This window comes from Shewanella amazonensis SB2B (genome assembly GCF_000015245.1).
GTDB classification, from domain to species: Bacteria; Pseudomonadota; Gammaproteobacteria; order Enterobacterales; family Shewanellaceae; genus Shewanella; species Shewanella amazonensis.
Genome location: NC_008700.1, coordinates 492,854 through 517,964, shown reverse-complemented (window position 1 = coordinate 517,964; position 25,111 = coordinate 492,854). Strand labels below are relative to the sequence as shown.

24 protein-coding genes are annotated in these 25,111 nt (G+C 53.4%); 8 read left to right on the top strand and 16 right to left on the bottom strand.

Features of this window, described 5'->3' with window-relative positions; all coding sequences use genetic code 11:
• Positions 1-67: 67 nt before the first annotated feature.
• Positions 68-2,233, bottom strand: coding sequence for a DNA helicase II (gene uvrD, locus SAMA_RS02265; RefSeq protein WP_011758539.1), 2,166 nt, complete (start codon positions 2,231-2,233; stop codon positions 68-70).
• Between the two features lie 149 nt (positions 2,234-2,382).
• Between uvrD and SAMA_RS19050 the strand changes: the two genes are divergently transcribed.
• Positions 2,383-3,276 (top strand): winged helix-turn-helix domain-containing protein, encoded by an 894-nt coding sequence (locus SAMA_RS19050; RefSeq protein WP_011758538.1) that lies wholly within the window; start codon positions 2,383-2,385, stop codon positions 3,274-3,276.
• Positions 3,277-3,621: 345 nt separating this feature from the next.
• Here the strand turns inward: SAMA_RS19050 and SAMA_RS02255 are convergent, their stop codons facing one another.
• From SAMA_RS02255 to SAMA_RS02240, 4 genes are all read right to left on the bottom strand, one after another.
• A complete protein-coding gene (locus SAMA_RS02255) occupies positions 3,622-4,566 on the bottom strand; it encodes a homocysteine S-methyltransferase family protein (protein WP_011758537.1) in 945 nt (314 codons plus the stop codon).
• 329 nt (positions 4,567-4,895) lie between these two features.
• Positions 4,896-5,828 carry an SPFH domain-containing protein gene (locus SAMA_RS02250; RefSeq protein ID WP_011758536.1) on the bottom strand — a complete coding sequence of 311 codons (933 nt, stop codon included), beginning with the start codon at positions 5,826-5,828 and terminating at the stop codon, positions 4,896-4,898.
• A 12-nt stretch (positions 5,829-5,840) separates the two neighbouring features.
• Positions 5,841-6,755 carry an SPFH domain-containing protein gene (locus SAMA_RS02245; RefSeq protein ID WP_011758535.1) on the bottom strand — a complete coding sequence of 305 codons (915 nt, stop codon included), beginning with the start codon at positions 6,753-6,755 and terminating at the stop codon, positions 5,841-5,843.
• A gap of 18 nt (positions 6,756-6,773) precedes the next feature.
• The gene (locus tag SAMA_RS02240; RefSeq protein ID WP_011758534.1) at positions 6,774-7,241 is read right to left on the bottom strand and encodes an NfeD family protein; all 468 of its coding nucleotides are present in this window, start codon (positions 7,239-7,241) and stop codon (positions 6,774-6,776) included.
• Positions 7,242-7,637: 396 nt separating this feature from the next.
• On the opposite strand from SAMA_RS02240, the gene SAMA_RS02230 reads away from it, so the two are divergent.
• Positions 7,638-8,390: an outer membrane protein OmpK gene (locus SAMA_RS02230; protein ID WP_011758533.1), complete on the top strand. Its 753-nt coding sequence runs from the start codon at positions 7,638-7,640 to the stop codon at positions 8,388-8,390.
• Between the two features lie 57 nt (positions 8,391-8,447).
• Here the strand turns inward: SAMA_RS02230 and udp are convergent, their stop codons facing one another.
• The gene (gene udp, locus SAMA_RS02225) at positions 8,448-9,206 is read right to left on the bottom strand and encodes a uridine phosphorylase (RefSeq protein ID WP_011758532.1); all 759 of its coding nucleotides are present in this window, start codon (positions 9,204-9,206) and stop codon (positions 8,448-8,450) included.
• Between the two features lie 437 nt (positions 9,207-9,643).
• Here udp and SAMA_RS02220 point away from each other — a divergent pair, with 437 nt between their 5' ends.
• Complete coding sequence (locus SAMA_RS02220) at positions 9,644-9,859, top strand: YdcH family protein (RefSeq protein WP_011758531.1); 216 nt, start codon at positions 9,644-9,646, stop codon at positions 9,857-9,859.
• A gap of 85 nt (positions 9,860-9,944) precedes the next feature.
• On the opposite strand, the gene SAMA_RS02215 is transcribed toward SAMA_RS02220, so the two are convergent.
• The gene (locus SAMA_RS02215) at positions 9,945-11,120 is read right to left on the bottom strand and encodes a type III PLP-dependent enzyme (protein ID WP_011758530.1); all 1,176 of its coding nucleotides are present in this window, start codon (positions 11,118-11,120) and stop codon (positions 9,945-9,947) included.
• Positions 11,121-11,426: 306 nt separating this feature from the next.
• On the opposite strand from SAMA_RS02215, the gene ygiD reads away from it, so the two are divergent.
• Positions 11,427-12,200, top strand: coding sequence for a 4,5-DOPA-extradiol-dioxygenase (ygiD, locus tag SAMA_RS02210; protein WP_011758529.1), 774 nt, complete (start codon positions 11,427-11,429; stop codon positions 12,198-12,200).
• A 141-nt stretch (positions 12,201-12,341) separates the two neighbouring features.
• Positions 12,342-13,190: a mechanosensitive ion channel family protein gene (locus SAMA_RS02205; RefSeq protein ID WP_011758528.1), complete on the top strand. Its 849-nt coding sequence runs from the start codon at positions 12,342-12,344 to the stop codon at positions 13,188-13,190.
• 27 nt (positions 13,191-13,217) lie between these two features.
• Here the strand turns inward: SAMA_RS02205 and SAMA_RS02200 are convergent, their stop codons facing one another.
• Positions 13,218-14,102: a radical SAM protein gene (locus SAMA_RS02200; RefSeq protein WP_011758527.1), complete on the bottom strand. Its 885-nt coding sequence runs from the start codon at positions 14,100-14,102 to the stop codon at positions 13,218-13,220.
• A gap of 201 nt (positions 14,103-14,303) precedes the next feature.
• Between SAMA_RS02200 and SAMA_RS02195 the strand changes: the two genes are divergently transcribed.
• Positions 14,304-14,483 carry a hypothetical protein gene (locus SAMA_RS02195; RefSeq protein ID WP_232280513.1) on the top strand — a complete coding sequence of 60 codons (180 nt, stop codon included), beginning with the start codon at positions 14,304-14,306 and terminating at the stop codon, positions 14,481-14,483.
• A gap of 98 nt (positions 14,484-14,581) precedes the next feature.
• Here SAMA_RS02195 and SAMA_RS02190 read toward each other — a convergent pair whose 3' ends face one another.
• The 4 genes from SAMA_RS02190 to SAMA_RS02175 all read right to left on the bottom strand — a co-directional run bounded on the left by SAMA_RS02190 (position 14,582) and on the right by SAMA_RS02175 (position 18,120).
• A complete protein-coding gene (locus SAMA_RS02190) occupies positions 14,582-14,899 on the bottom strand; it encodes a putative quinol monooxygenase (protein WP_011758525.1) in 318 nt (105 codons plus the stop codon).
• A 4-nt stretch (positions 14,900-14,903) separates the two neighbouring features.
• Positions 14,904-15,359 (bottom strand): GNAT family N-acetyltransferase, encoded by a 456-nt coding sequence (locus SAMA_RS02185; protein ID WP_041410032.1) that lies wholly within the window; start codon positions 15,357-15,359, stop codon positions 14,904-14,906.
• 114 nt (positions 15,360-15,473) lie between these two features.
• Complete coding sequence (locus SAMA_RS02180; protein ID WP_011758523.1) at positions 15,474-17,063, bottom strand: DHA2 family efflux MFS transporter permease subunit; 1,590 nt, start codon at positions 17,061-17,063, stop codon at positions 15,474-15,476.
• Positions 17,064-17,073: 10 nt separating this feature from the next.
• Positions 17,074-18,120, bottom strand: a complete 1,047-nt coding sequence (locus tag SAMA_RS02175; RefSeq protein WP_011758522.1) for an HlyD family secretion protein — start codon at positions 18,118-18,120, stop codon at positions 17,074-17,076.
• A 99-nt stretch (positions 18,121-18,219) separates the two neighbouring features.
• Between SAMA_RS02175 and SAMA_RS02170 the strand changes: the two genes are divergently transcribed.
• Positions 18,220-19,161, top strand: coding sequence for a LysR family transcriptional regulator (locus tag SAMA_RS02170; RefSeq protein ID WP_011758521.1), 942 nt, complete (start codon positions 18,220-18,222; stop codon positions 19,159-19,161).
• A 136-nt stretch (positions 19,162-19,297) separates the two neighbouring features.
• Positions 19,298-20,320: a DUF4382 domain-containing protein gene (locus SAMA_RS02165; RefSeq protein WP_011758520.1), complete on the top strand. Its 1,023-nt coding sequence runs from the start codon at positions 19,298-19,300 to the stop codon at positions 20,318-20,320.
• Between the two features lie 24 nt (positions 20,321-20,344).
• On the opposite strand, the gene SAMA_RS19560 is transcribed toward SAMA_RS02165, so the two are convergent.
• The 4 genes from SAMA_RS19560 to zntR all read right to left on the bottom strand — a co-directional run bounded on the left by SAMA_RS19560 (position 20,345) and on the right by zntR (position 24,868).
• Complete coding sequence (locus tag SAMA_RS19560) at positions 20,345-20,647, bottom strand: hypothetical protein (RefSeq protein ID WP_157608290.1); 303 nt, start codon at positions 20,645-20,647, stop codon at positions 20,345-20,347.
• A gap of 55 nt (positions 20,648-20,702) precedes the next feature.
• Positions 20,703-22,676 carry an alpha/beta hydrolase family protein gene (locus SAMA_RS02160; RefSeq protein ID WP_011758518.1) on the bottom strand — a complete coding sequence of 658 codons (1,974 nt, stop codon included), beginning with the start codon at positions 22,674-22,676 and terminating at the stop codon, positions 20,703-20,705.
• Positions 22,677-22,871: 195 nt separating this feature from the next.
• Positions 22,872-24,344 (bottom strand): SO_0444 family Cu/Zn efflux transporter, encoded by a 1,473-nt coding sequence (locus tag SAMA_RS02155; RefSeq protein WP_011758517.1) that lies wholly within the window; start codon positions 24,342-24,344, stop codon positions 22,872-22,874.
• Positions 24,335-24,868 (bottom strand): Zn(2+)-responsive transcriptional regulator, encoded by a 534-nt coding sequence (gene zntR / locus SAMA_RS02150; protein ID WP_011758516.1) that lies wholly within the window; start codon positions 24,866-24,868, stop codon positions 24,335-24,337. Before zntR ends, SAMA_RS02155 begins: the two co-directional genes overlap by 10 nt.
• Between the last annotated feature and the right edge of the window lie 243 nt (positions 24,869-25,111).

The window sequence follows — 25,111 nt, the reverse complement described above, 5'->3', positions numbered from 1 at the left end:
TCCCCATTTGGGGTCATCGCGCGGTTGTTATCTTTTGTGTTTTGCTCTGGCATCTTTGCCCTTGGGCTCACAGGGATTCCAGCTTGGCGTAGCTGACCACCAGCCATTTGCTGCCGAAATCGTCAAACTGCACCTGTACCCTCGCCTGGGGGCCACTGCCCTCGTAGTTGGTGACAGTGCCTTCACCAAACTTAAAGTGCCGTACCCGGCCGCCAATCTTTAAGCCGGAATCATTAAAGGTTTGCTGTGCATGGGCAAAACGATTGGCCACCAGTGGCGCCGAGACCTGGGCTTTAAGGCGAATCTCTTCCACATACTCGGGGGGAATTTCGCGGATAAAGCGCGAGGGTCTGGCATAGTCTTCGCGGCCATAGATACGGCGTGACTCGGCATAGGTGATATAAAGCTTTTGCATTGCCCGGGTCATACCCACATAGCACAGGCGGCGCTCCTCTTCGAGGCGGTCGCCCTCCTCCAGAGCCAGCTTACTGGGGAATATGCCTTCTTCCACCCCGGCCATAAACACCATGGGGAATTCCAGTCCCTTGGCGGAGTGCAGCGTCATCAGTTGCACAGCATCTGTGTGGGCATCGGCCTGACCTTCCCCCGCCTCCAGTGCCGCATGGGACAAAAAGGCATTGAGTTCGCCCATGTCTTCCAGCTCTTCCGGCATCTCAAAGCTGCGGGCGGCCGTGACCAGTTCCTCAAGGTTTTCTACCCGGGCCTGAGCGTTTTCGCCCTTTTCGGCCTCGTACATGGCCTTAAGCCCTGAGTGCTGAATCACATGATCTGCCACGCGGTAGAGCGGCAACTCGTCGGTGTCGCTTCGAAGCTGGACTATCAAATCCAAAAAGCCTTTCACCGCATTGGCAGCGCGGCCCGACAGCACCTTTTCCTCGAGCAGACGCAGCGAGGTCTGCCACAGGGTCAGCTGCTCTTTGCGGGCGGTACTGCGCAAAATATCCAGGGTTCGCTCACCTATGCCTCGGGCCGGCGTATTGACCACACGCTCAAAAGCAGCATCGTCGTCGCGGTTGGAGATAAGGCGCAGATAGCCCATGGCATCCTTGATTTCCTGCCGTTCGAAGAAGCGCAGGCCACCATAGATACGATAGGGCATTCCCTTGTGGAGCAAGGCCTCTTCCAGCACCCGTGACTGGGCGTTGGAACGGTACAGAATGGCGCACTCACCGAGCATGCCGCCCTTGTCCTGCCAGTCGCTGATGCGGCCGACAATAAAGCGGGCCTCGTCCATCTCGTTAAAGGCGCAGTAGAGGGAGATTGGCTCGCCATCCTTGTCTTCGGTCCACAACTCCTTGCCCATACGGTCGGGGTTGTTGGCGATAAGTTCGTTGGAGGCCTTGAGAATATTGCCGGTGGAGCGGTAATTTTGCTCCAGGCGTATGGTCTTGGCGCCGGGGAAGTCCTGCAAAAAGCGATGCAGGTTTTCAATCTGGGCGCCGCGCCAGCCATAAATCGACTGGTCATCATCCCCCACAATCATCACATTTGCCGTGTTGCCGGCCAGCACCCGGATCCAGGCGTACTGAATGGCGTTGGTATCCTGAAACTCGTCCACCAGAATATGGCGGAATCTGTCCTGATAGTGGGCCAGCAGATGGGGTTTATTGAGCCAAAGCTCATGGGCACGCAGCAGGATTTCAGCAAAGTCCACCAAGCCAGCCCGGTCACAACTGTCCTGATAGATACGGTACAGTTCCAGCAGCTTTTGCTCCATAGGGAATGGACCTGCGTCTATATGGGCTGGGCGCAGTCCCTGATCTTTTTTGCCGTTGATATACCCGGCAACCAGACGCGGTGGATACTGTTTTTCATCCAGATTCATGCTCTTGAGAATGCGTTTCAGCAGACGCTGCTGATCGTCTGAGTCCATGATCTGGAAACTTTGTGGCAGACCTGCGTCCTGCCAGTGGGTGCGCAGCAGGCGATGGGCCAGGCCGTGGAAAGTACCTATCCACATGCGACCGGTATTGTGACCAACGATTTTTTCGACCCGCTCACGCATTTCGGCCGCGGCCTTGTTGGTGAAGGTTACCGCCAATATCGAATAGGGACTCTGGTTCTCCACCTGCAACAGCCAGGCGATTCGGTGGGTTAACACCCGGGTCTTGCCACTGCCGGCACCGGCCAACACCAGCATGCTGGACTGGGGTGCAGCCACGGCTTCGCGCTGCTTATCGTTCAGGCCATCCAGCAAAAAAGAAACGTCCATTCATGCCTCCCAAAAGTCGAGGCGGCATTATATCAGAAGCCTGCGGCAATGGGTGGAATTGCCCCTGAGAGTTGGGCTGGGCAAATGCCTGAAACTGTGGCTATGATAGAGCTGCAAACGCCAATCATTGAGATGAACCTTTCGCCAAGATGATCTATTCACTCTATCCACTCACATTGGATGTGCAGGGACGCAGCCTGACGTACAAAGGATGCAAGCTTCAGTGCGATGAACGCACTCTGATGTTGTTTCAGCTGCTGATTGAATCCTATCCTGAGCCCTTGGAAACCAGCGCTTTGCTGGAAAAGCTGTGGCCAAATACGGTCGTCAGCAGCTGGTCGGTCACCCGGCTTATCTCCGATGCCCGTAAATTGCTCAAAGATGCCGGCATGGAAGAGTCGGTCATTCAAACACTCCACGGCCGGGGTTACCGGCTTGAGCCAGAACTGGCCGCCAAACTCCAAAGTCATGTCCAGGACAGCAACACCGGCGCGGTCCGCGTTCCCAAAACCCGTCCTTTGGCCTGGGCGGCATTGGCAGCCTCACTGTTGGTGGCCGCGATTGTGCAGTATGTGGGCCAATCTCCCCAGGGGTTGTTGATAGGTGAGCCTGCCAATGTCAAAGGTCGCATTCTTTGGGTGGACGATCATCCCGAAAACAACACTGCCGAAATAGCCAGACTCAGGGATGCCAATATCGCTGTCTATACCACGCTGAGTACTGAAGAAGCTCTGATGTTACTGTCCATGTATCGCTACGATGCGGTGATTTCAGATATGGGGCGCTCTGATGATTCCCTGGCCGGACTGAAACTGGTGGAAAGCCTCAGACAAAGCGGTGACCAAACGCCGTTTTTTCTGTACACCATATTACCGTCCGATGCCCAGCGACAATTGGTGCTGGAACATGGCGCACAGGGCGTGGCCGTGGATGAAACGGCCCTGTTTGCCCTGCTTGAACGGGTCAACTGGGGCATAAAATCGACAGCGCCCCGTGAAGACGAACGGAATACCCCGCTCACAAAAACCGACACAAGCAATTGATTTAAAATAGATTCAAAAAAATTCACAAAGTTTCAAACCCGTTTCAGCAACAACGAATGCTATAACCTTGGTGTCCGACGTCAGCGCCTATTGCAAGCGTTGTCCCGGCACAAAGGGGATTGGGAGAACCCTTCAAGATGGCGCCCGCAGTGGAAGAAACTGGAGTCGAGCCAGTTTTCTACCATGGTCATGGATGACCAGGGCGCCGCCAACCCACCTCTTCATCGCTGATATTGGGAGACGAAGGCTATGTTGTTGGCTCTGCTATTAATCGTCCTTATCGCCACAAGCCTCTATCTCTTGGTTAACCTCACCAGATAATCCCCTGTCTATATCATTCCACGATCATCTTGGCTTAATGCATGCCTTGGCTATCTGTTCCAAATGACGATGATCTGTACCACAGCAACCTCCCAGCACATTCAGTCCCTTAAGCCTGGTCGACATCAAGCTCGCATACTGCTGCCCCAACTGATGGGGATCTCCATCGTCCAGAGTCGTGGCGTCGTTTAGCTCGGCGTGGCTTAGGGACGATGCGTTGGCGCGAAATCCTTTCACCCTTGCAAGCCAGGGCGCATCTTGTGGCACTGTCTCCAGATGACTCGGATGGGCGCAATTAATCATAAAATACGCGGCATAGCCTGCGGTGGCTTCATCCACCTGCACCACGGCATCACCCAGACTTTGCCCTGTGGGTAAGCGGCCGTCAGTCTCGAGGGTGAATGAAATCACCACGGGCATGGCCGCTTCCCTCGCGGCTTCCACTATGCCGATGGCTTCTTCAACACGATTCAGGGTCAAAGCACAGATCATGTCAGCAGAGGTGGAGGCGAGGGTCTCAATCTGGATGCTGTGGTAATGCCTGGCGTCCTCTGCCGTCATGCTTTTGTCTGGCAGATAGCCGTCAAAACGGGGGCCGATACAACCACTGACGACGACAGGCAGACGCCCAGAATGTGCCTCACGTATGACTTCAAGCAGCGCTATCGCCTCACGGTTCGCCTGGGCCAGGGTCTCTTTCGTGTAACCCAATAGCGCCCCCCAATCACTGCTGGCACGCCAGGTTGGGCTTTCGAGAATAAAACCGGTGTCAAATAATCCGGCCAATTTCACGTAGGTCACAAAGTAGTGAGTTAAGGCATCTCGCCCCTGGGGAGTTTTCAGCAGCTCGAAGGCTGCAAAGTAAGGCAGTTCAAACCCTTCATGGAATATCAGGGTGGTCTCGATACCACCATCGGTGAGGAATACGCCGCCATCAAGTTGTGGCAGTTGGGTGCGATAGATACCCATAAACACCTCTGAGAAATGGACAGGGTCATAGCCCGCTGTTCAAACCGCCACTGCCTGTGGCTGTTCGTCACGGGTCGTCGGCGGTCCATTGCCTCGGATGTGAAGAGGGTTCCCATAGAGGATGTGTTAAAACGGCTCTGCACCCTTGATTTGCCTGATGACGAAAGGCACCTGTACCAGAGGCTAACTGCCGGTGCGATGCTGGCTGACGTCTCTATTCGCTATTACTTAACTATAGGCCCCAAATAAAAAAGGTCCTCCCCGGGCAGGGAGAACCTTCATGTTATTTCCTGCGCAGCGCCTCACTTTATAACGCTGCGCGCTTAAGGTTAACGCTGCTCTTTCAAGCCCATGGCGTCCATCCACTGATCAAAGTTCACCATATTGGCGGGTACCACAACACGGCTGCCCTGCTGTCCCAGGCCTTTAAGCTGCGTCAGGTACTGCTCACCCAGTTGTAAACGCAGGGCATTCTGGCCACCGGGAGCGGAAATCACTTCGGCCAGGCGTTCAATGGACTCTGCAGTGGCCCTGGCGATGGCGAGGATTTCTTCGGCCTTACCTTCTGCTTCGTTGATGCGTTTTTGCATCTCACCCTCAGAACGGTTGATAGTTTCGGCCTTGATACCTTCAGAGCGGTTAATCTTGGCCTGTTTGTCACCCTCACTCTTTGCCAGCAAGGCCCTGCGCTCACGTTCTGCGTTCACCTGCATTTCCATGGCGTTTTTCACGGTTTCAGGTGGCTGGATATTTTTAATTTCATAACGATGCACGCGGATACCCCAGAGAGCACCTGCCTGATCCAGCACTTCAACTACCTTGGCACTTATAACGTCACGCTCTTCAAAGGTACGGTCCAACTCCAGAGTACCAATGACAGAGCGGGTGGTGGTTTGGGCCAACTGAATAGCCGCATAGCGATAGTCGGTCACGCCATAGCTCGCTTTCACCGGATCCACCACCGAAATATAGATAACACCATCGACTTCGACCTTGACCTCATCACTGGAGAAACACTCCTGCGGTGGCACGTCGATAGTCTCCTCTTTCAGATCATGAACATAGGCAACTTTATCCACAAAGGGGATCAAGGCGTGAAAGCCCGCATCCAGAGTTGAATGGTATTTGCCCAGTCGCTCGACTATATATGCCGACTTGGTTGGCACCAGACGAATAGACTGGAACAGCTTGATAATAAAGATAAAGAAGATAAGTCCCCAAATCGCCATCACGATCAGGTCTTCGTTCACTGCTAGTTGCATCTGTGGCTCTCCTTATACCTTACCAGTCAGCGCATGGCTGACTTTGTCCATGCCTTCGAAAAAGCCTTCCATCTTCGCCAGCTCCGCCGGCACCACAGAGACTTCGGCATTCTTCATCACTTCGCCTATCTGTTTAATAAACTGCTCTTTGAGCTGCATATTCATGGCTTTGGTTCCGCCCTGCACCGCCAGCGCACTGGATACCATGCCCATGCCCTCGGCTTTGGCGCGGGCGATGATGGCGATTTCAGCCGCTGTGCCCTTGGCCTCGTTGATACGCTTCTGTTTTTCCCCTTCCGAAAGGTTAATAGCTTCCTGGCGCTCACCTTCTGAGAGGTTGATCATCGCCGCCTTTTCGGCATTGGCCAGAGTAATCTCGGCGCGCTTGCGACGCTCGGCTTCCATCTGTTTCTCAAGGGTGTGGATCACATGCCTTGAAGGTGTGATGTTTTTAATCTCGTAGCGCAACACCTTGATGCCCCAAGGCTCAGAGGCCTTATCGATTTCGCGCACTATGGACTCGTTCAGGCGGTCACGCTCAGAAAAGGTTTCGCTCAGGGTGAGCTTACCAATTTCCGATCTCATGGTGGTTTGAGCCAGGTTTACCGCGGCAAGGCGATAATCTTCAATCCCGTAGCTCGCCAGCTTGCCGTCCATCACCTTGAGATACACCAGACCATCAACCTCCAGCTGGGTATTGTCCTTGGAGATACAGCTTTGGGCCGGTACATCCAACACTTGCTCACGGGTGTCATGGCGGTATGCAACCCGATCGACAAAGGGGATCAGGAAGTGAAACCCCGGCTCCAGCACAGTGCGAAATTTACCGAGACGCTCAATCACGGCCACTTCCCGCATTTGAACGATGAGCATCAACTTGTACAAAATGAAAAGAATAAAAAGAAAAGCTATGGTTAACAGCAACATGGTTCCCTCCTTGCAAAATCAGACGATGTGCTGCGCAGGAAGCGCCTCAACAATCAAAGAAATGTTTTCCCTGCAGATCACCCGTACCTGGGTGCCACTCGGGATCAGAGTGCCATCACCCAGAGCAGGCCAATCGGCTCCCTGAAACTCCACCCTGCCGGCCTTTTCACCCGGCCCTATGTCGGCCTTGACCAGCGCAGTCTGGTTATAGATATCCAGCGCCTCATCTGTGTTGTCTACATGGGAGTCTCCCCCCACCAGACGCTGGGTAATATGACGAAAGCCAAGCAGCAATACCATGGACGCGATAAACCACAGCGTCATGCTCTGGATGAAACCGTCCACCAGGCCCAGTCCCAACGCCCCCGAAACCACCAAGCACGCAGCCCCGAGCAGTATCACTATGCCACCTGGCACTATGACTTCGGCCAGCATCAGCACTACGCCAATCCCCGCCCATATCAGTACCGGATTAGAAAACTCCATCTCCCCCTCCAATGCAGAGCATCCTTGTGCCGACTATAACAGCAGTTTTGTCGCAATGCGACATATTATGTCAACCAGGACTTTTTGCCGGTGGATAAAATGGGACACAGGAGGGAGCAAGGTCACAAAATCAAGACGTTATCTCTGTTTGTATCCGATGCAACAGGTAAAAAAACATCAAAAAATCGCTTATAAGATAATAATTTTGTTAAATAAAATGGAGAAAAAACGGCCGAGCTTCGCGGTAAAAAAAGGGTTTGAGCCCGAAGCACTTTTTCCCTATATTGCCTTGGCTTTTCGACCCGGACCGGACACAAAAATGCCGGAGGCCAGCAGGCACTCATGTATACCGGGCGAATGCAATCTGCATCTGCCTCTACCCAAGGGAAATGAATAATGAAAAAAACCTGTCTGTGTCTTGCCCTGCTGTTGTCGCCCCAGGCGTACAGTAATGAATTGGTTCAATGGTGGGACGCCAGCGTCACCGCACTCTATGGCACCAATTACGATTTAGCTCCCTCAGATGAACAAACCACAATCACTCTGGAAACCGCCGGTGGCTGGAAGTACGGTGATTGGTTTGCGTTTCAGGACTTTATCAACTTTAACGGCCACAATGGCGGTAAAGACAGCACCACCTACGGTGAAATATCCACTCGCTTCAGTGCCGGTAAAATCCTCGGTAAGTCAGTCGGCTTTGGCCCTGTGACGGATATGTCACTGGCTCTGACCCTGGAAGAAGGCGAAGGCCCGGTAGAAACCCTGCTCTATGGTGTGGGCATGGACTTTAAACTGCCGTTTTTCACCTATTTCCAACTCAACACTTACCGCCGCGACGCACAAAACAGTGCCAATATCAGTGACGGTTGGCAGTTGACCCCGGTATTCCGGATTGATATCCCTGCCGGCCGCAGCAAAATTGTCCTCGATGGCTTTATCGATTGGGTATTTGTCGCCGATGAAGACGGCTATGAAGAGAACTTCCACTTCAACCCGCAAATCAAATACGACCTGGGTGCCACTCTCTTTGGTGATGCCAGGAAAGATCATTTGCTGGTCGGTATCGAATACGACTACTGGAAAAACAAATACGGCGTGGACGGCGTAGACCAGAGCACCTATTCCATCATTGCCCAGTACCATTTCTGATGAGTTGAACCACCAATAAAAAAGGCGCCCAGGGGCGCCTTTTTTATTCAATGGCTATCAAGCCAAGAGTTTGCGGGCAGCAGCAACCACCACAGACACAGCACTGACTTCGGTATTTTTCATGGTCGCCTCATCAGGGATTTCCTGCTGAGTACGGTTCACAATCACACCCGCCACACAGGCAGCGCGCCAGCCCTGGGAAGCACACATGGTAAACAGAGTGGCCGACTCCATTTCATAGTTCAGCACGCCCATTTCCTGCCACTCTTTCATGGAGCCTTCGAAACGGCGGGTCACGCGACCTGATACTGTGTCGTAACGCTCCTGACCAGGATAGAAGGTATCGCTGGAAGCGGTCACACCAACATGGGGCTCAACACCCGCATCACGACAGGCCGCCACCATGGCAGTGGTACACTCAAAGTTGGCTACCGCAGGGAACTCCATCGGGGCAAAGTGCAGGCTGGCACCATCCAGACGCACTGACGCCTGGGTCACAATCAGGTCACCTACGTTCACATGGGGCTGAATCGCACCCGTGGTACCGACACGCAAGAAGGTGTTGATACCCAGCTGCGCCAGCTCTTCGACAGCAATAGAGGTCGATGGACCACCGATACCGGTTGAACAAACCACAACAGGTTTGCCATCCAGATACGCCAGGTAACTGGTAAATTCCCGATGGCTGGCCAGGAAGGTTGGCTTATCCATCAATTCGGCAATACGTTTCACACGCTCTGGGTCGCCAGGCACAATCGCCAGCGTGGCACCATCCAACATGTTTTTTGTTAAACCCAGGTGAAATACATCAGCCATGGTGAAAACCCCTTTCATTTTTGATAATAAAATTCTAATAGCTTCGACTTTAACCTAGTATCGAAGCGGATAAGGTTAACTGGATCACGAATTTTCCGCCAAACTTTATGACAAAAAACGTAATCCAATTACCAATAAGACTACGAATACCGCGTTGAGACGTTTAAGCGTTGCCCGGGCTACTTTTCCGCCCCCGGATCAACCTTACTGACTATTAAGATAGCAGCCGTGGGGGGATACGCCATGGCCCGAATGACGGATTAACCGCAGGGTAAAACAAGACTTAGCCTAGCAAAATGGATACATAATAATTAAATATTAATCAACAACATACAGCAAATAGTTCGACTTAGTGATCCGGATCACTTTTATCGCCATCAACTGGGCGTAGGGTTGATTTGAACCCAGGAGAAAACGCACAGCAGAAGGAAGAGTAGATGTTTCCAGAATACCGGGATCTGATTACCAGATTAAAAACCGAAGATGCGCATTTTTTAAAAATATTCAACGAGCACAATGAGCTGGATAAAGAAGTAAAGGAGTTGGAAAAACATCTTTCCAGTGATGCCACCCCAGAATTAAAAGTTTTGAAGCAAAAGAAGCTGCACTTGAAAGAGGAACTGCAACAGATCCTCAAGTCATACGACAACTGATGTCCAACTGCCAGCTGGCTTCAAAAATAAAGGGTGCCTTAATGGCACCCTTCTTTTTGTATTACGGTTTCGCCGGAAACGCCGATTACAGGTAGTAATCCTTGAGCGGCGGGAAGCCGTTAAAACACACCGCCGAGTAGGTGGTGGTGTAGGCACCGGCGGTCAGCCAGTACAGGCGGTCACCGATGGCGAGATCCGCCGGCAAACCATAGGCATAGTGCTCATACATGATGTCGGCACTGTCACAGGTTGGTCCGGCAATCACACACTTGTCCAGTTCACCCTTCTTTTCGGTGAAGATGGGGTATTTGATGGCTTCGTCCATGGTCTCAATCAGACCTGAGAATTTACCCACATCTGTGTATACCCAACGCTCCAGCGCAGTGTGAGACTTACGGCTGATAAGTACCACTTCAGAAATGAGCACGCCGGCATTTGAAATCAGCGAGCGACCAGGCTCCAGAATGATTTCAGGCAGCTCATCACCAAAGTCTTCCTTAAGGAAGTGTTTGATTTGCTGAGCGTAAACACCGAGTTGATTGGTCTTGTCTATGTAGTTGGCCGGGAAACCGCCACCCATGTTAATCATCTTCAGCACAATACCGTGATCTTCACGCAGACGATCGAACAGTACCTTCACCTTACCGATGGCGGCATCCCAGGCACCGATATCGCGCTGCTGAGAACCCACGTGGAAGGATATGCCATAAGGATCCAGGCCCAGCTCTTTTGCCAGCGCCAGCAACTCATAGGCCATTTCATTTTGGCAACCGAACTTGCGCGACAACGGCCAGTCAGCGGTTTGCGAACCTTCTGTCAGGATACGCACATACACTTTAGAGCCAGGGGCTTCTTCGGCAATCATGCGCAAATCGGCCTCAGAGTCAGAAGCAAACAAACGCACGCCACGCTCATAAAAGGCACGGACATCTTTGCGTTTTTTGATGGTGTTGCCGAAGCTGACGCGATCCGCAGTCACACCGACGGCCATCACCATATCCAGCTCGTAGATAGATGCGATATCAAAGTTGGAGCCTTTATCTTTCAGCAGGGTCAGGATCTCTTTGGCGGGATTGGCCTTAACTGCATAATAAACGTTGGCAAACGGGAAGTTGGTCACCATGTCATCGTATTGTTTCGCGATGATATTGGTATCAATCACCACAAAAGGGGTTGCCTTGTCTTTGGCGAATTCCTGAATTCGTGCAAAGGTTTCACTATCGTAAAAATCAGCAACGTCAATAGATTGAAACTGGCTCATTGGCCTTGGTTCTCCTGTACTTAGCCCGAGTGGATGGCATCAATGTGATGGTAAAAAACGTGCGAAGTAGACGCTATTTTCGCTGAAGATGCAACGAATTTTTATGCCATAAAAGCAAATTTTTATTCCACTCATTTTCCACTTCAATGACTGCAATTTTTTACCAGTTTAATCAGTAACTTGAGTATCAGTTTACCTGTCTCTTTTATTGTTCGATTTTCTGAGCAGTTTTGACGAGAATTTTGCAATTTTCCTGATGGATGTGCCGGACTATGCTGGACCGACAAACCAATCAATGGAGTCCCAATGTCAACCTTACCCATGCCAGCCCTTTTTCTTGGCCACGGCAGCCCAATGAATGCGCTCGAACATACTCCCATCAGCCAAGCCTGGCGCGAGCTTGGTCAAACCCTGCCCAGACCCAGGGCCATATTGATGATCTCGGCCCACTGGAACACCCGTGGCACTTTGGTATCGGCGGCCACCCAGCCCGAAACCATTCACGACTTCGGCGGTTTTCCCGATGCCCTCTATGCCATGGAATATCCCGCACCAGGTGCGCCTGAGCTGGCGGCGCAAATAGCTGCGCTGTTACCCAGCAGCCGCCTGGATCACAGCCGCGGTTTGGACCACGGTGCCTGGTCACTCCTGGTTCATCTATACCCTGAGGCAAATATTCCGGTATTGCAACTGAGCCTGGACATGCAACTCACGCCAGAACAAGAGTATGGCACAGGACGGGCATTACGGACGTTGAGAGAGCAAGGCGTGCTGATTATCGGTTCGGGCAATACTGTGCATAACCTGCGGGCGCTGGTTCCCGGCGACGGTGCCTATCCCTGGGCATCAGCTTTCAACGAAACAATAGGCCAACGGCTGCTGGATAAGGCCGATGACGCCATATTGGATTACACCCGTCTGGTGAATGCCGATACCGCCCGGCTCTGCCATCCTACAGACGAGCACTTAAGGCCGCTGTTTTATCTGCTGGGCGCAGGCTACCCGGATGAGCCCAGAACCCTGTTCAACAACCACTTGACCATGGGTGCCATCAGCATGCTGAGCCTGAAACTGGGCTGATGGGAAGTCAGCCTCCTTGCCCGGGCGCGGCACAGGCATTCTATTTCCCGTCGCCAACAGGCAAAATGACAGGATATTTGAAGCAGATGTGGGCACCTGCGGGTGAATTCATCGGCAAATTAAGGAAGCCGCGGAGGAAATATGAATAACACAGGTCTGGAGCAGGGACTGCAACAGGAATTGGCTCAGCTGCAAAACGTCTATGACCTTATCACCGAGTTTTTGGTGCAGTACAGTTTTCAGCTGATTGGCGCCCTGCTTATCTTTTTGCTCGGCCTCTGGCTTGCTGCCAAGGTCGCCGGCATGGTCAATAAACAACTGGAAAAGTACCGGGTCGATATCACGCTTGCCAGCTTTGTGACGCATCTTGTACGCATTCTGATTATCATCATGGTGGCCATAGTCGCCCTGGGTAAGCTTGGGATCAGCGTGACCCCAATGGTCGCCGCGATAGGCGCTGCTTCACTTGGCGCCGGTCTGGCCATTCAGGGGATGCTGTCAAACTATGCCGCCGGTATCACCATCATAGTAACCCGCCCCTTTGCCGTAGGTAACACCATCAGCGTGCGCGGCGTGACCGGGGTGGTGAAAGACATCTTGCTGGGGATGACCATACTGACCAATGAAGAAGGCGAACAGATCAGCATTCCCAACAAGCACATCGTCGGAGAAATCCTGCACAACTCCTTTGAATACAAGCTGGTAGAAAGCCAATTCAACATCTGCTACGACCAGGATGCCGATGCCGTTATTGCCTTGGTGAACAAGGCACTGCTTGGCAGCGGAAAGCTTCATGCCGAGCAGCCTCCCCAGGTGGGGATTAACGGGTTTAACAATCTGGGTATTGAGATTGGCCTTAGATACTGGCTGCCCACCCAGAGCTATTTTCAGGACAAATACATCACCCATCAGGCCATTCATGGGGCACTGAAAGCCGCCGCCATCAAGATACCGTCACTTAGCAGGGATGCTCATCTTCTCGGTGAATAAGCTGGTCCGGGGCGCTCTTTGAGCGCCTCACAGCCCCCGCTGCCATTCCTGCCTGAGTGGCACAGCGCCCGGAGAATCCAACGCCAAACGCACCTGCGACAGCAACTTGTCTTTGTCCCGCCCCAGAATGCCCTTAAGCACCAGATAATTCGAGGCATGGTCCGATCGAAACACTGTCTGCGACAGTTCAAGGTGTGCGAGCAGGGTATACATTTCTTCCAGCAGGCCTCGCTGTTCCGGCAAGCGAAAGTCCTTGTCATAACCCTCATCCATGCGTGCCTTTCCCAGGGGCAGCGTAACCACCAAGGTGCTCAAATAATCGGGCTGGGCGGCATTCATCAGCCGGGCAGAATTAATGGCATGTTGCTGCGACAAGTGTATGCCACCAAGGCCGGTTAAGATCATCACCGAGGACTTCATCCCGGCAGCGCGGATTTTCTCCAGTGCCGCCAAAGAGGACGCAAAGGTTTCACCCTTCTCGACACGGGCCAGCACTTCGTCATCACCGCTCTCACAGCCCACATACATGAGACTGAGCCCAAGCTCTCTGAGGCGGACAAGCTGTTCCACCGATTTGTTACTGAGGTTTCTAGGCAGGCAGTAACTGCTTATCCGGCTCACATCGGGCAGGTATCTGTGGATGAGCAGCAGAATGGCTTCCAGGCGGGAAAATGGCAGCGTCATGGCGTCACCATCGGCCAGAAACACCCGCCTTATGGGCACGCCTGACGCAGCGGCCTGCTTCAGGTCAGCTTCTATTTTATCTTCTTTGAAGGCACGGAAACGCTTTTGCTCGGCGGTGTACATGTCGCAAAAGCGGCAACGGTTGTAGCTGCAGCCGTTGGTCACCTGGAGGATCAGCGATTGCCATTCAGAGGGTGGACGAAATACCGGAGCTATGTAATTGAGCATGAACGGGAACCTTTGACTATTCAGTCATAAGAAATGCTTACAAATATGCGCCAGCGCAAATTTTAACCATACAACTGCTGTTAAAATGCGCGGCAACTGTGCCAGTTTTCACCTAAAAGGCGAGTCATGATGAATCAAACCGCATTGGTGGAGCAAGACAGGCGAGGGAGCGCCCCAACGTTTCAGCAGCATTGGAATATCATGACTGCTGAACAAAAAATGAGTTTTTACCGCTTACAGGCTTGGGGATACAGGTTGTTGTTTGTGCGCAGCATGCCAAGGGGACCGCTGGCGGTGATAGCGCAGGATCAAGAGTTGGCAGCCATCACTGCCGATGGCGAGCTGGATACCAATCCACAAATAGTGCTGCGCGGCCAATAAAAGATAACTACCGCCGCTTTCCAGCATTAAAAAAGCCCCGTTCAGGGGCTTTTTAACGTCTTGCTACTACTGCAGCCCGGGGCCAAATCTCAACCGACTCAAACAATGATCTCGTGGTAGGTTTCTACCTTGAAGGACTCCACCAGCTCGGGCATTTGCTGATGAAAATAATGCTGAATGGCATCCTTGGCACAGTGGCTGTCAAACGCCTCCACATCCACAAACTTTTCGATAAAAGTAATACGCCTTGGCTCGTCGCGGCTTTGGTTTAACTCGTAGCGGATGCAACCCACTTCCCGGCGGGTATCGGGAATAAGTGCCCCCAGGGCCTCAATCAGGGCTTCTTCTTTGCCGGGAAACGCTAAAAAGCTCGCCACACACACCAGTTGGCGGCGGTTAATCACATAGTTTGTCATCTTCTCATGTCCTTTGATGAAAGCGCATATCCAGATGGGGGATCCCATCTTCAAGGTAAACGTCGGAGGCTGGTATAAAACCAAGTGAGGTATAAAACGCCTGCAGGTATTCCTGCGCCCCAATTTGAATGCCGGCGTCAGGCCATGTTTGCAGAGCATGTTGAATGGCTTTGTTCATTAACACTCTTGCCATGCCACTACCGCGCACCGATTCGGCCACAGCAACCCGACCGATACTGGCTTCGGGGTAACTGAGCCCCGGCGGCAGTACGCGTGCATAGGCCACCAGCGTATCTTGCTGCCAACCCAGCAGATGCATCGACTGAGGATGCAAATCTTTGTCGTCGAGTTCGGGATAGGGACAATGCTGCTCTACCACAAAGATATCGACCCTGAGCTTCAATATACGGTAGAGCGTCAGGGCGTCGAGGTCGGCAAAAGCCTGTGTTTGCCAGCGGATCATAGGGGCCTCCGGATGATTGACCGCGGTCAGTCTATCATCGCTATCAGCCCCTTGCAGCACCGCCGTGGACAGTTAGCCATACAGCCACTTCCACCAACACAAATACCGGCTTCAGTGTCCGGCTGCGCCGCTATTGCCAGCCTGAGAAGAAGGTCTGATGAGCAACACAGCCACGACGGCAACCAACAGCAAGCCCCCGATGGCAAAGAACACATCGTTGTAGGCCTGCATGTAAGCTTCCCGCACCAGGGTGTCAGACAGCATCTTCCGGGCCATCGAATCGGCCGCCATAGGATCGGCCCCGGCTGCAAACAGGCTACTTGCCTGCTGTTGCAGGAAGGTATGCGCCTGCTGACTGACCGCAGGCAGCGACTCTTTCAAGTACGCCAGATGCTGGCGGAAACGGTTATCCAGCATGGTCGCCACCAGCGCAATGCCACAGGCACCACCGAGGTTTCGGATAAGATTCAGTAGCGTAGACGCGCTTGGGGTATCTTCCTGACGCAAATGCATGGTCGCTATCATACCGATGGGTACCAGCACGAATGGCTGCCCGAGCGCCCTGACGATTTGCGCCAGAATCATCTGCTCACCGGCGTACTGGGCCGTCATATGGGCATTGAGATAGTAACTCAAAGCAAACAACAAAAAGCCCCAGGCCGCCAGATAGCGGGGATCCAGCTTTTGGGTCAACTTAGGTACCAGAGGCAGCACCAAAAGCTGGGGGAACCCCATCCACATGATGACCTTGCCAATTTCCAGCGCCGAATAATTATGGATCTGCGACAGGTAAAGCGGAATAAGGTAAATCGCGCCAAAAAGCCCCAGTCCCAGCAAAAAATACGACAACGACGACAACGCAAAGTCCCTGTGGGCTAAGAGACGCAGGTTAACCAGCGGGTTGCGGCTCCTCAGCTGCAAATAGACAAAGAGCACCAGGTTGATGGCGGCTATGATGGCCAAATCACGGATAACGTCGGAACCGAGCCAGTCTTTTCGGTTCCCCTCCTCCAGCACCACTTCAAGGCAGCCAAGGCCGAGCGCCATGGTGGCGATACCAACCCAGCTCACCTTGCCAAGTTTGCCCCAATCGATGGGGCCTTTTTGCAGGCCATAGGCCAGCATCCACAGTACAAGAAGTCCGGGTGGCACATTGATATAGAACAGAAAATGCCAGCTGAAATGCTCGGTTAGCCAGCCACCCAGAGTAGGCCCGATGGAAGGCGCAAAGGTTGCCGTGACCCCAAAGAGCGCCATCCCCATGGCACGCTTTTCAAAAGGCAGGCATTCCACAATCAGACGAAACGCCAGCGGAATGAGGGCGCCGCCAAAGAATCCCTGCAGGGCACGAAATGCAATCAGGGAGTTTAAATCCCATGCCATGGAACAAAGCAGCGAGCTGAGAATAAAGGCGGTAGTACTCCACAGCAGGTAACGGCGCACCGACAAACCGGTACTGAGCCATCCCGACAGGGGAATGGCTATCATTTCAGCCACCAGATAAGCGGTTGAAATCCAAGAGCCCTCTTCAAGAGTCGCCCCCAGGCTGCCCTGGATCTCCTTCATGGAGGCATTGGTGATCTGGATGTCCAGAATCGCCATAAATGCCCCGATAAGGCCGCCCATCACGGCAATCCAGGCGCGGCGACTGCCTACACCGTAATCCACATCGGTTTGCGGCAACGCGATACTCGCACTCATGCCCGTCCCCTCAGCGACCGGCGGTCACTGTCAGCGCGGGCGTTGCGGCCGTATCCACGGACACTACGGCGCTGAGCCCCGGTACCACCTTTTGCTCTCCGGGTGGCAGCTCAAGACGGATACGAACAGGAATGCGCTGTACAATTTTGGTGAAATTGCCAGTGGCATTTTCGGCGGGCAATAAGCTGAATTTGGCGCCGGAAGCCGGTGACAGGCTGTCGATGACTCCATGGAAATCATGGTCGGGAAACGCGTCGAGTGACACTGCCACCGGCTGGCCCGGAACCATGGCCTGGATTTGGGTCTCTTTAAAGTTCGCCGTAATCCATACAGTTCCGTCCGGTACCAAACTGAAAAGCGCCTGCCCCGGCTGCACATATTGGCCGACAAAGGCGCCGCGCTTACCCACAATGCCATTGAAGGGCGCGCGAATTTCGGTATCTTTCAATTGAAGTTGGGCCAGCTCCAGCCCCGCGTTGGCTTCGGCACGGGCAGCAAAAAGCTGCTCACGCTGGGCCTTGAGCACCCCAAGCTCCTGCTCTCTGGCAGCCAGTGATGCCCTGGACTCGGCAAGACGAGCCTCAGCCCCGTCAAACTCCGCGGTCAGACGATCAACATCATCCTGAGAGCTGTAATCACGACGACGCAGCTCGCTGGCGCGTGTCAGTTGCTGCTGTACCCGGCGGACATCGGCCTCTGTCGCCTGCACTCCCGCTTTGGCCTGGGCAATCAGGGATGCCTGCAGCAGCAGCTTGGCTTCCAGGGTCGCGAGCTCTGCGCCCACGCTGGCCAGCCTGGCCTCACTTTGCAATACTCTGGCGCGAAACTCGCTGTCATCCAGCTTCGCCAAAAGGGTTCCGGCGGTGACATATTGGTTGTCCTGCACCTCAGATTGCACGACCAGCCCCGGCACTTTAACGCTTAATTGGGAAATATCGGCTTCAACATAGGCGTTGTCTGTGTGTTCAATAAATCTGAGGCTGTGCCACAGATAGAAGCCACCACCGGCCAGCACCAGCAGTACGGGTAACAGCACCAGGGCTTTTGACTTGCTCATACAATAGACTCCTTAATCAGTGGCTGCTATTGTAAAACTGTCTCTTAAATATTATTAGTCAGTGAAAATTCAACCCACTGTTTCACAGGTGTAACAATAATGGATTTGAATCGCGTGCAGATATTTGCGGCCGTGGTGGAGCATGGCAGCTTTACCGCCGCAGCCACCGCACTGGGGATCACCAAAGCCACGGTGAGCCGTAAAGTCGCCGAGCTTGAAGAAAACGCCGGTGTCCAGCTGCTGTTTCGCACCACCCGCGCGCTCAAGTTAACTGAAGCGGGCAGTAACTATTACCACAGGGTAAGCCGTGTGCTGTCGGAGCTGCAGCAGGCCGAAACCCAGCTGAGCGCCAGTCAGCAAAATATCCGCGGCAAGTTGAAAATTGTCTGCCCCATAGAACTGGGGCAGTTGTTTCTTGGCAGTATTCTCGCCCGCTTTTTAAAGCAATATCCCGATATCCAAATCAATACCGAACTCACCAATCGCCGGGTCGACGTGATTGAAGAAGATATCGATATGTTGTTTCAAATCGCCGAACCCAAGGATCCTCGCCTCACCTGCCATGCCATGGTAAAGGCAGACAAGATGCTGCTTGCCTCCCCCGAATATCTGGCACAATTCGGCACACCAAAGACACCGGCCGATTTGGCACACCACAGGGCTATTCGGCTGGTATCGGCCCATATCGACGGCGTCTGGAAGATATTTGATGGTAAACAGTGGCAGGTTTACGAACCCGTGGCCCAGCTCACCGTCAATAATGTCACCCTGGCAAGGGAGGCCGCCATCGAGGGCTTGGGCATAGCGACCGTGCCAACCCTCATCGCCAGCGAGGCCCTCGCCTCAGGTAAACTGGTCCCGGTGCTGGAAGACTATCCCATGCATCAGGCGAAAATTACCCTCAGCTATCCGCAAAGTGCATATTTACCAAGACGATACCGGGTATTTATCGCGTTTATTTATCAGCACCTGGTTGCCCAGTTCGGTGATCAGGTGCTTGAAATACCTGACTTCATTAACATCAATTCATCTCAGGTTTAATGGGCAAAAGATTGCGTTTACCGCATGATTGCTTATCCTGTTAGGCATGCCCTGACGCTCAGGGCTGGGGGATCATGGAAGAAGACAACCTCAAGAAAATGGAAAAATGGAACTCTGAATAACAAAAAGGTGCAACATGAAACTCACCAAAACGCTTATCGCCGTCACCCTGACCTCGTTGCTCGCAGCCTGTGGTGGCAGTGACTCAGATCCACAACCTCAGATGGGCAGCTTCAGTCTGGGCGTGTCTGACAACCCAGCCGATGCAACCCAGGTCAATATTGCCTTCAAACAGGTGGTATTGAAAAACGCCGAAGGCACTTACTCTTTTAACGTATCCAGCGACGGAAACCCCAAGCAGGTTGATTTGCTGTCGTTTCAGGGCAGCTCAGCCGAAACCCTGGTAGAAGGCGTTCAGGTACCTGTTGGTGAATACCAGATGTGTATCTACATGGAAAACCGTGAAACCGTGGATACCGCCAGCTCATTCGTTAAAACCAACGATGGCAACGACCACGGTCTGGTGACCAACAGCAACGGCAGCTGTGGTGGCGTTGGCGCCGATGAGGCCGATACAGGTCGTCTGTTCTTCAACAAGTCTTTCGTCATTGCCAGCGGTGCCAACGATTACGTGGCCGAGTTTGACCTCGCCCGTGGCATCCAGGCGCCCCATGGCAACAAAGACTACTGGACCCTGAAGCCTACCTCCGTGCAACTGGTTAACCGCGCCGAAGTTGGCAACATCAGCGGCCAGGTCAGCGACGATCTGATGGCAGCCTGTGAAACTGCCGCTGGAGGCAGCGAGTTCGCCCCCGCCGTGTACCTCTATCCAGCCGCAACCCTGCTGGACAACATGAGTGATATCCGCCCAGCGGTTACCGAACCCATGGTAGCTCCGCTGGCAGTTGCCCGCGTGAACGAAATCATGAATGCAGAAGAAGCCGTTATCGGCCATGACTACGAGTTTGGTTTCGTGGTTACCGGTGATTACGCGCTGGGCTACACCTGTGTTGCCCAGAACGACGATCCGGAAGCCGACAATGCGCCAACCGATGTTGAAATGCCTTTCTTCATCCATGCCGATGAGCAGGACGTCACTGTAACCCAGGGCGAAACCACTATTCGCAACTTCCCGGGTGACTTTACTCCCGCCAGCTGATAATCAGTGTCCAAAGCCCCTGTTTCAGGGGCTTTTTTCTGCCCTTAATTTGCCAGTATGACCGGCTAGTATTTGTCGATATAAGCAACGTCGGCTTAGCTTAAAATAATCTATCCGCGCCAATGTCAATTCTCTATTCTGGTTCTTGCCGAACAAAAAATGTCCTGGCAAAAGTTCACACCAACGCAGGAAGCCACCATGAGCAGAGATCAGAAAAAACAGCCCCAAAAATCCATGAAGGAAAAGCGCGCCGCCAAACAAGCCAAAAAGCAGGTGGTCAGCAGCGGAAAGGTTGAAAACCTCGGCAAAAAAAGCAAATAAGGTCATAACCTTATCCAATAAAAAAGGCACTCAATGAGTGCCTTTTTTGATTGCCTTCATCTCAGGGTTTCAGGTAAGTATCCAGAAACTTGAGGTACGCTTCGGATGCGGTGATCCTATTGGCTTTCTTGGTAAAGCCGTGGCCTTCGTCATCGAACAGCACATACTCCACCGGCACCCCATTGGCGCGGACTTTTTCGACCAGCTCATCGCTTTCCACCTGAAGTACCCGCGGATCGTTGGCGCCCTGAATGACCATCAGGGGGCGAACAATGTTTTCGGCATGGAATAGCGGCGAAATGGCCTTGTGTCGCTCGGCATCTGTCGCAGGGTCACCCATCTCGTCGTACAACGACTTACGGAAACTTTCCCACCAGGGCGGGATGGAGTTCAGGGTACGCACCCAGTTGGTAACACCGAAGATATCTATCCCCACCTTGAACTCTTCGGGGGTAAAGGCCAGCGCGGCCGCCACCATGTAGCCACCGTAGCTGCCCCCCATAATGCCGATACGCTCCTTATCCACCCAATCCAGGCTCTGGAGGTATTTCTTGCCCCATACCATATCTTTCAGGTCGCCATCGCCGTGATTTTTGTCATCCAGATGGAAGAAGGTTTTGCCATAGCCCGAGCTACCGCGGTTGTTAATGGCAAAGACGACGTAGCCGTGATTGACCAGATGTTGAATGGCAGGATTGTAACCACTGCGGCTCTGTCCACCCGGGCCGCCGTGCACATAAATCACTGCAGGGGACGGACTGGCGGCGTGGGCCAGCTTGGGTCGATACAAAAGCCCTGGGATCTCCAGCCCATCAAAACTCTTGAACCTCACCACCTCAGAAGGTACAAGATTGGCGCTGTCCATGGCAGGACTGAGGGCCTTGGTAAGCCGCTTTACCGAAGGCTCGCCTATCTGCCAGACATACAGCTCAGACGGTGAAATATCTGAATTCAGATAAAACACCATGGTTTTATCGTCTTTAGAAAAACTTACACCACGGAAATCCCCCGGTGGCAAAGGCGGCAGGGCCAAAGCCTTGCCGGTTTGGGTATCTGTGATGGTGACCTTGGTGCTGGCATCGGCATTCACCGCCATGGCCTGATAGCGACCACTTTCCGAAAAACCGTAGTAGCTGACATCCCAATCATGGCTGGCGATCGGTTGACGCTTGCCGGAGGCGATATCGTATGCCCACACCTCGTTAAATTCGGATTTGGCATCGCTGCCGTAATACAGGGTTTGGCCATTATGGGCAAAGCTGAATACCTCCTCTGCGGCCTCCAGCCCTGGCTCACTCACCATCACGGGTTTGAGAGCACGGCTTCTGAGGTCCAGCAGATAAATATCGATATCCTTGTTGCTGACCGACTTATTCAGCGCAACGAAGCGGCCACTGCGGTCTATATCACCCAGTGAATAGCCTTCATCGTTTTGGAAGACCAGAGTGCGCTCATAGGTACTGGCATCGTAGCGATACAAATCCATAAACTTGGGATTGCGCTCGTTGGTCTGCACAAAAAACGCCTTGCCATCACCACTGAATCCAGCAAAGCTCGCCCGGGTATTCTCTCCCGGAGTCATGTCTTTCACGCTGCCATCCAGTTCCCGCACATACAGGTGGTTCAGCTCATTACCGCCCTTGTCCTTACTCAACAGCACCCTGTCATCCCCGGGGAACCAACGCACCGGGAAAGTACTGTCTTCAAAGTTGGTCAGCTGGGTTTTGCTGCCATCGAGCAAGCTAAGACGATACAGGTTATAAATACCCGATTCATCCGAACCCACCAGCACAGCGCTGCCGTCGGCAGAAATGCTGGAGCCCGTGTAAGACGTGGTATCAAAAAAGGTTTTGGCATCGTAATTGGGGTGTGCCAGCAGCAAGGGCTTGGCGTAGGGCTGCTTGGCCGTGGCGGCATTCTGATGATTGGTGACGTTGGCAGTCGCCGCCGTATCCGTTGCCTGATTGGATTGGGGCGATTGGCAACCAGCCAGCGCCACCGCAGTCAGGCTGAGTGTCAGCAGGGTCTTTTTCATGTATATCCCTCTTTGTAATAAGGTCAGTCCGTTACCGCAGGAACCTCCACATCATTCAATGCCAATGCCACGAAAACAAGTCTATTTTGTAAACAAATACAATAACCAACAGCAAGTTCAACACCGCCTTTATGGCATCAAGGCGAACAAAAAGGCCCCGCCGGTGCGGGGCCTTTTGATGCAGTGTGGTGAACCTTAGCTGCAGCAACCGCCGGTTTTTTGTTTGCGTGGCAGCTTTTGCCACAGCACCCGACCCATCAGGAAAGCCAGCAGCAGCCCGGATGAGGCCACCAACCAGTCGGGCAGCATGGCATGCTCTTCACCAATCTGCGGCGCCACTTCGAAGCCGAAAGTGGCAACCAGATAATTCACCAGCACGCCAAACACCAAAGCCACCCCAAGCACACCACCGAGGTAGCCAAACAGTGCCCGCTTACCCAGCTCCTTGGTTACGACTCCGAGCGTGGCGATATTGGTGGCAGGGCCTGCCATCATAAACACCAGTACGGCGCCGGGTGACACCCCGGCCAGCAGCAAACCAGCGGCAATGGGGGTCGAAGCTGTAGCGCAGATATACATGGGAATGGACACCAGCACCATCACCAACATGGCGAGGATACCGTTGCCCCACTGCGCTAGAAAGTCTGCCGGTACATAGGTTTGTACCAAGGCGGCAAAGAAAAGACCTATCAGCAGCCAGATGGCGGTATCGCGCACCAGGTCGGTTGAGGCATACACAAGGCCATCCCAAATCCGCTCAATCACAGAGGCGGGCTGGTTCGCTGGGCGAGCATCTTGTTCCGTGCTGCCACAGCAGCCTGTATCGGCCGATGTAGCCGTGGATGCGGATGTAGATGAAGCAGCGCAACAGCTTGAGGCCTCGGGCACTACGACCTTGGGGCTGCAACAAGAGGCCGTTTCAGCGGCGGGCTTGGCATCGCAGCAGGAAGCATTAGTATCGCAGCAAGAAGCCGCAACCGCCTTCGGCGCGCAGCAAGACTCTTGCCTGAGTTCGGACTTGGGCTGGGGCTTGGATTCGGGCTTTGGCTCAGCTTCGGCGTTACCTGAGCAGCAGCTTCTGCCAGTGTTTTCGGCAACTGGCTTGAAGCTCACCGCTGGGGCGGCTGCAAGTTTGGCGCCGGTAGGGGTCATCAGCGGGCTGTTTGCAGCAACCGGTTTGAAGCTCATGGCGGGCTTGGCGGCCTGGGTTATTGGCTTATCAGACTGCTTATCAGACGATGTTTCAGCGGATTGGGATGCATTATCCGGCGTATCCTCATCGCGGCCTACCAGCAGCCCTGCCACTATGGCGCTGGTCACAGCGGCAATCGGCCGCACTATCGCCATAAAGGGGCCAAGCAGCACGTAGGATACAGTCACAGAATCCACGCCAGTCTCAGGAGTAGACACCAAAAACGAGGTAGTGGCCGCCTTGGAAGCGCCGCTGCGCCGAAGGCCCACTGCGGCTGGAATCACCCCGCAGGAACACAGCGGCAAGGGCGCGCCCAAGAGCGCAGCCTTAACCGTGGCCTTAAAACCATGTCCACCGAGCTGCTTTTGCATCCACGCCATGGGCACAAACATTTTCAGCATGCCCGCCAGAAACAGCCCCAGCAGCAGCCAGGGGGCTGACTCCAAAAACAGGTGAAGAAAGTTGTTCAGCAGCATGAATCATGACCCTTTGGCTTTACCGCGTTAACTGCGGGCGAGTGTTCTGTGGATACGTTATCGCCGGAGTTTTTTTCTTGGGAAGCCTTTGCCAATGCGCCATGGGATTCGGCGCGCACCTGATGATTGGTCTCCAGCGCTTCCAGAATGGAACAATGTTCGGCACTCTCTGGGCCGCCGCAGCAGGCGTCCGACAGGCGTTTGAGGGAATCACGAAACACCGTGAGCTCAGCAATTTTGGTACTGACCTGCGCCAGCTTGTCATCCACCATGCCTTTCACATCGGCGCAGGCCCACTCAGCCTTATTCAGCTCGATAGACAAGAGCTCGGTGATTTCATTCAGGCTGAAGCCCACCGCCTTGGCGCGCAGAATAAACTTGAGCCGGGCGGCATCATCGCGGCTGTAAAGCCGATAGCCCGAATCGCTGCGCATCGAGGGCGCCAGCAAGCCGTGCTTTTCGTAAAACCTCAAGGTATCGGCTTTCACCTCACAGAGGCTCGCCAATTCACCAATGCGATACATGTGTTAATCCGAATTTCCAACAATGGCGCAAGTATAAACCTTGGAGTTTAATCCAAGGTCAAGGGTCTGTATTGTCTGACGTGTCGTTCGCAGAACGATATTGTGAAATCACGCAGAAAAAACAGCGCCGGGTAGCGTTTTACGGTAGAATACGCGCCCATAAAAAGGTGTCTTGGCAGACAAATAAACTCGCGTAAGGGGAACGCGAGGGGCTTTTGGAAAATAAAACCTTGATGTTGTTTT

Coding starts and splice junctions, on each gene's coding strand:
- zntR (WP_011758516.1), bottom strand. CDS start 24,868: ATGTATCGCATTGGTGAATTGGCGAGCCTCTGTGAGGTGAAAGCCGAT.
- SAMA_RS02250 (WP_011758536.1), bottom strand. CDS start 5,828: ATGCAACTAGCAGTGAACGAAGACCTGATCGTGATGGCGATTTGGGGA.
- SAMA_RS02255 (WP_011758537.1), bottom strand. CDS start 4,566: ATGGGTATCTATCGCACCCAACTGCCACAACTTGATGGCGGCGTATTC.
- SAMA_RS02180 (WP_011758523.1), bottom strand. CDS start 17,063: ATGAGTGCGAGTATCGCGTTGCCGCAAACCGATGTGGATTACGGTGTA.
- SAMA_RS02245 (WP_011758535.1), bottom strand. CDS start 6,755: ATGTTGCTGTTAACCATAGCTTTTCTTTTTATTCTTTTCATTTTGTAC.
- SAMA_RS02175 (WP_011758522.1), bottom strand. CDS start 18,120: ATGAGCAAGTCAAAAGCCCTGGTGCTGTTACCCGTACTGCTGGTGCTG.
- SAMA_RS02165 (WP_011758520.1), top strand. CDS start 19,298: ATGAAACTCACCAAAACGCTTATCGCCGTCACCCTGACCTCGTTGCTC.
- SAMA_RS02160 (WP_011758518.1), bottom strand. CDS start 22,676: ATGAAAAAGACCCTGCTGACACTCAGCCTGACTGCGGTGGCGCTGGCT.
- SAMA_RS02170 (WP_011758521.1), top strand. CDS start 18,220: ATGGATTTGAATCGCGTGCAGATATTTGCGGCCGTGGTGGAGCATGGC.
- SAMA_RS02215 (WP_011758530.1), bottom strand. CDS start 11,120: ATGAGCCAGTTTCAATCTATTGACGTTGCTGATTTTTACGATAGTGAA.
- SAMA_RS19560 (WP_157608290.1), bottom strand. CDS start 20,647: ATGACCTTATTTGCTTTTTTTGCCGAGGTTTTCAACCTTTCCGCTGCT.
- SAMA_RS02190 (WP_011758525.1), bottom strand. CDS start 14,899: ATGACAAACTATGTGATTAACCGCCGCCAACTGGTGTGTGTGGCGAGC.
- ygiD (WP_011758529.1), top strand. CDS start 11,427: ATGTCAACCTTACCCATGCCAGCCCTTTTTCTTGGCCACGGCAGCCCA.
- uvrD (WP_011758539.1), bottom strand. CDS start 2,233: ATGGACGTTTCTTTTTTGCTGGATGGCCTGAACGATAAGCAGCGCGAA.
- SAMA_RS02220 (WP_011758531.1), top strand. CDS start 9,644: ATGTTTCCAGAATACCGGGATCTGATTACCAGATTAAAAACCGAAGAT.
- SAMA_RS02240 (WP_011758534.1), bottom strand. CDS start 7,241: ATGGAGTTTTCTAATCCGGTACTGATATGGGCGGGGATTGGCGTAGTG.
- udp (WP_011758532.1), bottom strand. CDS start 9,206: ATGGCTGATGTATTTCACCTGGGTTTAACAAAAAACATGTTGGATGGT.
- SAMA_RS19050 (WP_011758538.1), top strand. CDS start 2,383: ATGATCTATTCACTCTATCCACTCACATTGGATGTGCAGGGACGCAGC.
- SAMA_RS02155 (WP_011758517.1), bottom strand. CDS start 24,344: ATGCTGCTGAACAACTTTCTTCACCTGTTTTTGGAGTCAGCCCCCTGG.
- SAMA_RS02205 (WP_011758528.1), top strand. CDS start 12,342: ATGAATAACACAGGTCTGGAGCAGGGACTGCAACAGGAATTGGCTCAG.
- SAMA_RS02230 (WP_011758533.1), top strand. CDS start 7,638: ATGAAAAAAACCTGTCTGTGTCTTGCCCTGCTGTTGTCGCCCCAGGCG.
- SAMA_RS02195 (WP_232280513.1), top strand. CDS start 14,304: ATGACTGCTGAACAAAAAATGAGTTTTTACCGCTTACAGGCTTGGGGA.
- SAMA_RS02200 (WP_011758527.1), bottom strand. CDS start 14,102: ATGCTCAATTACATAGCTCCGGTATTTCGTCCACCCTCTGAATGGCAA.